Here is a 6,102-nt window from a genome sequence, read left to right as displayed (position 1 = left end):
TCAGGTGTTAGTGTCCTTACGGACGTGGGGGTTCAAGTCCCCCCCCTCGCACCAATATTCTTACCCTTCTCTGTTTTATCCCATCAGCTTCAAATTCAACATGATCAGCATTATTCCACTGACCAGCGCTACGCTTGACGGCAACAGTACGAAATGACGTAACTGACGGTGCCAGATCATTGCCGCCGATAGTAGTAACCCCAGCACAATCATCACGCGCCAGGCTTCCACCGGCAGGCCAATCATGCCTAACGCCATCACCAGTACGCCCGGCAGCAGAATTCCCCAACCACTCCCTAAAGCTCGCTGCAACATGGTTTCGCCTCTCACAACGATAATGATAACCAATATCATATGATAACTTTTATCATTTGTCATGCCAGAGAGTTTAACTTTTATTACTCTTGCATTCAGGAGTAATGACATACATTCATTGGGATGATAAATTAAGCAAATTAAATCTATATATTACATTGTCTGATCATTTGCGCAGATAGCCTTATATTACGTGTTGTTTTATATTTTTCCCCTTTGGCAGCCATCATCTTGAAACTTAACTACTAATAATGATAGTACCAATATGACTGCACAAACCTGGCGGGCTCATTACGAGCAAAAATATCAGTATTCCTTACGACTTTTTTTATTACTTAATTGTGTTTCTGCCGCTCTGTCGCTGCTCAGTCCGCTGTTTACCATTGTCACCGTCACGCTGCCGAGTTCGCTGATCTGTGCCGCCAGCCTGGGGTTCTTGTTATGGAATTGGAAATTTCCAAAACAGAAAATAAATATTCCTGTTATTTCTCTGTTATTTGGCATGCTATGGGCCTGGCACATCGTAATAAAAGCCTCATTGTTACCACCTCCACATTTTAACTTTCTGGTTATTGCCTTATTAAGCATCCTGTTTATTGGAACTATCGCTTTTTCTAACAATATCATTGCCTTTACTCTACATTCGCTACCGACTTTTATGGTGTGTCTGGTACTGGCCGGCGGCGAACAGTGGATGCGGATGTTTTACTGCTTTGTCCTGCCAGTTGCTGGAATTACGTTGCAAAACATTATGCAAAAGCGCAGCGATAATTTTACCCAAGGGCTAATGGATAAACTGTTGCAAGAGCGTAACACCCTGAACGATCTCAGTATGCTTGATCCATTAACCGGCCTGTATAACCGCCGTGGCCTGCAAAACCGGATGGATAACATCCTGGCAGTGGATACCTGCGAACATTTCATCCTGCTTTTGGATATTGACCATTTCAAAGCCTACAACGATAACTATGGCCATATGATGGGCGACCAGGCGCTAATCCAGGTATCCGCGGCGATTCGTAATTCCGTGCGTTCACGCGATATCGTCGCTCGCTTTGGCGGTGAAGAGTTTATGGTGGTGCTGACCAGCAGCTCGGCGGAATCCGCCTTCCAGACAGCAGAGCGTATTCGCCAACGGGTTTACGATTTAAAAATCGCGCATCGTTTTAACGAAAGCGTCGCCACTCATGTCACTATCAGTATCGGGATGACCCCTCTGGTGAGTGGCGACATCGACAGTGCGATAAAACGCGCCGATAGCGCGCTATATGAAGCCAAAAACCAGGGACGTAATATCATTCTCGTCAACTAACGCTTCCAGCCCGCCGCGAAGGATATGCGGCGCTGACAAATCGCTTGCGCTCCCTGCAACGAACAACTAGTATCAGCAATCATTATCATTTAGATTTGTATCTGGAAATCTGATGGCTTACCGTACCTTCTCCTTCAGCGATGACATCATCTGGCGTGCGCCGCTTGCGCCCGTCGAGCATGCATTAGCGAATGCGGTACGGGAAAAGATCGCTGCGGTACGCCCGCATCTACTGGATTTCCTGCGTCTGGATGAAGAAGCTCCCCCGTTTGCTCTAACCCTCGCGGAATGGTCACGACCAACGTCCCTTAGTTCATTACTGTCCACCTATTCCGACCATATTTATCGCCATCAGCCCAGCCAACCGCGCGAACAAAAACCCCTGCTTTCACTGTGGGCGCAGTGGTATATCGGCCTGCTGGTGCCGCCGCTAATGCTGGCGTTGCTTACGGAAGAACAGGCAATTAGCCTTGAACCGGAGCATTTTCGCGTTGAATTCCATGAAAGCGGGCGCGCGGCTTGCTTCTGGATTGACGTGCATGCCGACCATGATGCGTTGATGCTTCCCGCGCAAGCGCGTATGGATATGTTGGTCAATAAAGCCCTGAAACCGGTGGTGGAAGCGCTGGAAGCTACCGGCGACATTAACGGTAAGCTTATCTGGAGCAATACCGGCTATCTGATTAACTGGTATCTCGGTGAAATGAAAAATCTGCTTGGCGACGAGCAGGTGAACGCGCTACGTCAACACTGTTTTTTTGCAAAACAGCAGGCCAGTGGCGAGGATAACCCGCTGTGGCGAACGGTAGTCCTGCGCGAAGGGCTGCTGGTACGTCGAACTTGCTGTCAGCGTTATCGCCTGCCGGACGTTCAACAATGCGGCGACTGCACGTTAAAGTAATTACCTGACGGGCGGCAATATGCCGCCCGTTGTCATTTTATGCGGTCTGCTCATTCTCCTGCGCCGCGCGCTGCGCCTCTTCAGCTTCCTGCGCCAGCAGTTGCTTTTCGTACACTTTAAAGAACGGGAAGTAGATGATAGCCGATACGCAAGCGAGGACAACGACCAGAATCGCCGCGCGGAAATCCCATCCCAACGCCCATGCGCCGCCAATCGGCGCCGGCGCCGTCCACGGCACAACGGAGATAACACGACCGATCAGATCCAACTTCATGGCCGCCCAGGCAATCACCGCGTTAACCATCGGCGCCAGCAGGAACGGAATAAAGAATACCGGGTTCATCACGATAGGCGTGCCAAAAATAACCGGCTCGTTAATGTTAAACAGGCTTGGCACCACGCTTAAACGGCCGATAGAGCGCAAATGTGCGGAACGGCTGCGCAGATAGCAGAACACCAGCCCCATGGTTGCGCCGGAACCGCCGACAACGATGAAGAACGTCCAGAACGCTTCCATAAAAATATGCGGCAGCGGCGCGCCCTGCGCCAGGGCCTGCTGGTTCATCCCCAGATTAGTGAGCCAGAACATCTGCAGCATGCCGGAGACAATCGCCGCCCCGTGAATCCCTGCGAACCACAGCAGGTGGCCAATCAACACTGCCAGCAGAATGGCCGGTAATGAATCTGCGGCAGAGACCAATGGCTTAAAGATAGCCATGATGGCCTGCGGGATCAGCATGTCGAAATGATGCTGGATAAACAGACTCAACGGATAGAGCGTCAGCACCACCACCAGGACCGGGATCAGCAAATCGAACGAGTTTTTGATCATCGGCGGCACCTGATCCGGCAGACGGATCCCGATATTGTGCGCCTTCAGGAATCGCATCATCTCCACGCAATAAATCGCCACCAGGATCGCGGTAAAGATCCCGGTGCCGCCAAGACTATCAACCGGCAAACTGCCATTGGTTTTTGGCGCAGCGATCAGCAGGAACGCCATGATCGACAGCATGGCGCACATGAAAGGATCGAGCTGGTGCGCCTTTTCATAATGCTTGCCCAGGTTGTAGGAAATCGCCGCGCAGATATAAATGGACATGATGCCCATGGTCATATCAAAAGGCGTCAGAATCCGTCCTTCGAACTCTTTAGCCAAATCCAGCCAGGCGCGGGCGAAGCCCCAGGTGGTATCCGGTGAAAAAGGCGGATAAGCGAAGACTAAGAGAAAGGAACCTACGATCATAAACGGCATGGCCGAGATAAATCCGTCACGAATAGCCATGACGTGGCGCTGCGAAGAAATGCGCCCGGCAACGGGACTTATATAGTTCTCTACAAAGCGAAATATCAGATTAAACGCAGCATGGTTAGCAGACATAGCAGCCCTCCTGACAGGCTATCGAAACAGGCCCAACAACGGTAATCTTGCCGCTATGCTGAAATTAACTGCGTATGGACAGTAGCTACCCGGGGTTTAAGGTCGCCATATTGTCAGCAGGAATATCTCACGCGCGGCTGTTAGTTATCTTTGCTACAGGGAGTTACCTTGTCAGTATTCATCGACGAAGGTCATACTGCAACCGGTTACAGTAACCGGTTGCAGTGATTGTGAAGAAGATCCAGAAATCAGAATAATTCCTGATTATCTATCGACAATATTTACAGATTTCCGACCTTGTGACAGATTTAAGCGGAAAACTATCAGGAGAACCCCATGAGTCTGCAGTCCGTGAGGCAGTTTTTTGCTGAACATGCCCCCGATATTGAAATCATCGAATTGAATCAAAGTACGGCGACCGTTGCGCTTGCCGCCGCCGCGCATCGGGTCGAGCCGGGGCAAATCGCTAAGACTTTATCTTTAAAAGTAAAAGACCGGATTATATTAATCGTCGCCAAAGGCGATGCACGGCTGGATAATAAAAAACTGAAAGACGCTTTCGGGGCAAAAGCGCGAATGCTCAGCAGCGATGAAGTCGTTACGCTCACCGGACACCCCGTCGGCGGCGTCTGCCCGTTTGGCCTGGAAAATCCGCTGCCGGTTTACTGCGATATCTCGCTCAAACAATATCCCGAAGTTCTGCCAGCAGCGGGGGCTATTCATAGCGCGGTACGAATTTCACCTGAACGTATGGCGCAACTGACAGAAGCCGACTGGGTCGACGTCTGCCTGTAGATTGCCAGTTATTGCGCCAGGCGCATTCCCCGGCCATCGTCATTATTAGCCGGCAGACACAGCAAAATGTCCGCCGCGCTCAGTAGGCCAATATCAGAGTTAACGCCCAGCTTGGTCATCGCGTTAAATTTATGCGCGCGGATGGTTTTGATATTTCGATCAAGCTGGGTGGCGATTTCGGGTAACGAATAGCCGTAAGTCATGTAACGCAGAATGGTATGTTCCGTTGGGCTAAGAATTTGCCCACAAGAGTTATAGCTGCGATTGAGAATGCTTTCTTTATCCAACGGCGCCTGTTCGATTAGCTGCAGTAAACGTTCCTGCAGGCGAGTAAGACAAGATGATTTATTGAGGATAGTTTGTGGGCTTGAGGGCGTCAGATGACTGATCAGACGCATTTCCGCCGTATTATCCGCTAGTACGATTCGCTGTATTTCAGGGCGAGTTTGCGCAATTTCGTGTAAAAAGAGCAGGCTTTCCAGGCGAATACGCCTGCTACCGGAAAGAGAAAAAATAACGGCGATAAAGTTTTTGGAAGCGAATTCGCGCTTTAAGGCCTGAGTATCTTTATAAAAATGGATGCTATATTTTTTACCCGCTTCATTACTTAAAATGTAACGAAGCGCCATTTCAGTCATTGCGCATTTTTCTACGATAGCGACACATCGTGTTGTGAGATTTTTTTCCATTCCGTGTTATCTCCATAGGCTGAATACAGATTCAGTTCCTTCATTCCTTGAGCGCTATTGATCCAGGCATACATTTCTGCATTACTGCGTAACGAAAGTCGGCGCATGGCGCTATTTTTCTGCGCGCTTATCGTTTTATTGCTTTTTTTCAACAAAGCGGCAATCTGATTAATTCCCCACCCTTTTGCCAGTAGCCGCAACACTTTGCGCTCAGAAAAGGTCAGGATGACCGCTTCGCTTGCTTCATCACCTAAGTTATCCATCTCAGGTGAAAAAAGCGTCTGGCTAATTCTCTCAGCGGAAAGTTTGCCGGCGCGGATGACTTCAATGAAACGTCTTACCGGCTCGCTATCAGAAATCAGCGAACTCTCCGGCCGCATGAGAAACTCGACTGCCAAAGGGAAGCAGGAGTGGCCAACCATAAAAATCCAGTGAATATCCCGGTATTGATTCATTAACGAATAATAATGCTCACAAATATCTCGCGGGCGTTCAATGTGTCCGGAGAGGTCAACGACGACCAGTACGGCGCGGCGAAGCTGCAGTAACGTGAGTTCATCCTGCGAGCCACAGAAACTCAGATCGTAATCAGGGAGATGCTCCCTCAAAATAGCCTTCAGGCCAGATTGCATAACTGGTATTCTACTGATGATGACGCCAAATTTACCTTGTCCTGGCAACATAAAACCTCCGCTTCCTGTCAAAGATT

At 49.7% G+C, this 6,102-nt stretch carries 7 protein-coding genes; 3 read left to right on the top strand and 4 right to left on the bottom strand.

Going from position 1 to position 6,102, the window contains the following annotated elements:
• Positions 1–75: 75 nt before the first annotated feature.
• Complete coding sequence (locus tag ABLV07_RS19970) at positions 76–315, bottom strand: DUF1435 domain-containing protein (RefSeq protein ID WP_032706671.1); 240 nt, start codon at positions 313–315, stop codon at positions 76–78.
• 265 nt (positions 316–580) lie between these two features.
• On the opposite strand from ABLV07_RS19970, the gene ABLV07_RS19965 reads away from it, so the two are divergent.
• On the top strand, positions 581–1,627 hold the full coding sequence (locus tag ABLV07_RS19965) for a GGDEF domain-containing protein (protein ID WP_015368393.1): 1,047 nt from the start codon (positions 581–583) through the stop codon (positions 1,625–1,627).
• Positions 1,628–1,739: 112 nt separating this feature from the next.
• Positions 1,740–2,528 carry a siderophore-iron reductase FhuF gene (fhuF, locus tag ABLV07_RS19960; protein ID WP_020079672.1) on the top strand — a complete coding sequence of 263 codons (789 nt, stop codon included), beginning with the start codon at positions 1,740–1,742 and terminating at the stop codon, positions 2,526–2,528.
• A gap of 37 nt (positions 2,529–2,565) precedes the next feature.
• Here fhuF and ABLV07_RS19955 read toward each other — a convergent pair whose 3' ends face one another.
• Positions 2,566–3,909 (bottom strand): PTS sugar transporter subunit IIC, encoded by a 1,344-nt coding sequence (locus tag ABLV07_RS19955; protein WP_015368395.1) that lies wholly within the window; start codon positions 3,907–3,909, stop codon positions 2,566–2,568.
• A gap of 336 nt (positions 3,910–4,245) precedes the next feature.
• Here ABLV07_RS19955 and ABLV07_RS19950 point away from each other — a divergent pair, with 336 nt between their 5' ends.
• Positions 4,246–4,704 carry a YbaK/EbsC family protein gene (locus ABLV07_RS19950; RefSeq protein WP_100279220.1) on the top strand — a complete coding sequence of 153 codons (459 nt, stop codon included), beginning with the start codon at positions 4,246–4,248 and terminating at the stop codon, positions 4,702–4,704.
• An 8-nt stretch (positions 4,705–4,712) separates the two neighbouring features.
• Here ABLV07_RS19950 and bglJ read toward each other — a convergent pair whose 3' ends face one another.
• Complete coding sequence (gene bglJ, locus ABLV07_RS19945; protein ID WP_045358897.1) at positions 4,713–5,393, bottom strand: DNA-binding transcriptional activator BglJ; 681 nt, start codon at positions 5,391–5,393, stop codon at positions 4,713–4,715.
• Positions 5,354–6,076 (bottom strand): response regulator transcription factor, encoded by a 723-nt coding sequence (locus ABLV07_RS19940; protein ID WP_020079675.1) that lies wholly within the window; start codon positions 6,074–6,076, stop codon positions 5,354–5,356. Before ABLV07_RS19940 ends, bglJ begins: the two co-directional genes overlap by 40 nt.
• Positions 6,077–6,102 lie beyond the last annotated feature (26 nt).

It is taken from the genome of Klebsiella sp. CN_Kp097, assembly GCF_040064495.1.
GTDB lineage: Bacteria > Pseudomonadota > Gammaproteobacteria > Enterobacterales > Enterobacteriaceae > Klebsiella > Klebsiella aerogenes.
Note: the sequence above shows the minus strand (reverse complement) of the source record. Positions and strands in the feature narration are given on the sequence as shown.

What these genes read in the sequence shown, in the direction of transcription:
- ABLV07_RS19940 (WP_020079675.1), bottom strand. Translation starts at nt 6,076, where the DNA reads ATGTTGCCAGGACAAGGTAAATTTGGCGTCATCATCAGTAGAATACCA.
- bglJ (WP_045358897.1), bottom strand. Translation starts at nt 5,393, where the DNA reads ATGGAAAAAAATCTCACAACACGATGTGTCGCTATCGTAGAAAAATGC.
- ABLV07_RS19970 (WP_032706671.1), bottom strand. Translation starts at nt 315, where the DNA reads ATGTTGCAGCGAGCTTTAGGGAGTGGTTGGGGAATTCTGCTGCCGGGC.
- ABLV07_RS19955 (WP_015368395.1), bottom strand. Translation starts at nt 3,909, where the DNA reads ATGTCTGCTAACCATGCTGCGTTTAATCTGATATTTCGCTTTGTAGAG.
- fhuF (WP_020079672.1), top strand. Translation starts at nt 1,740, where the DNA reads ATGGCTTACCGTACCTTCTCCTTCAGCGATGACATCATCTGGCGTGCG.
- ABLV07_RS19965 (WP_015368393.1), top strand. Translation starts at nt 581, where the DNA reads ATGACTGCACAAACCTGGCGGGCTCATTACGAGCAAAAATATCAGTAT.
- ABLV07_RS19950 (WP_100279220.1), top strand. Translation starts at nt 4,246, where the DNA reads ATGAGTCTGCAGTCCGTGAGGCAGTTTTTTGCTGAACATGCCCCCGAT.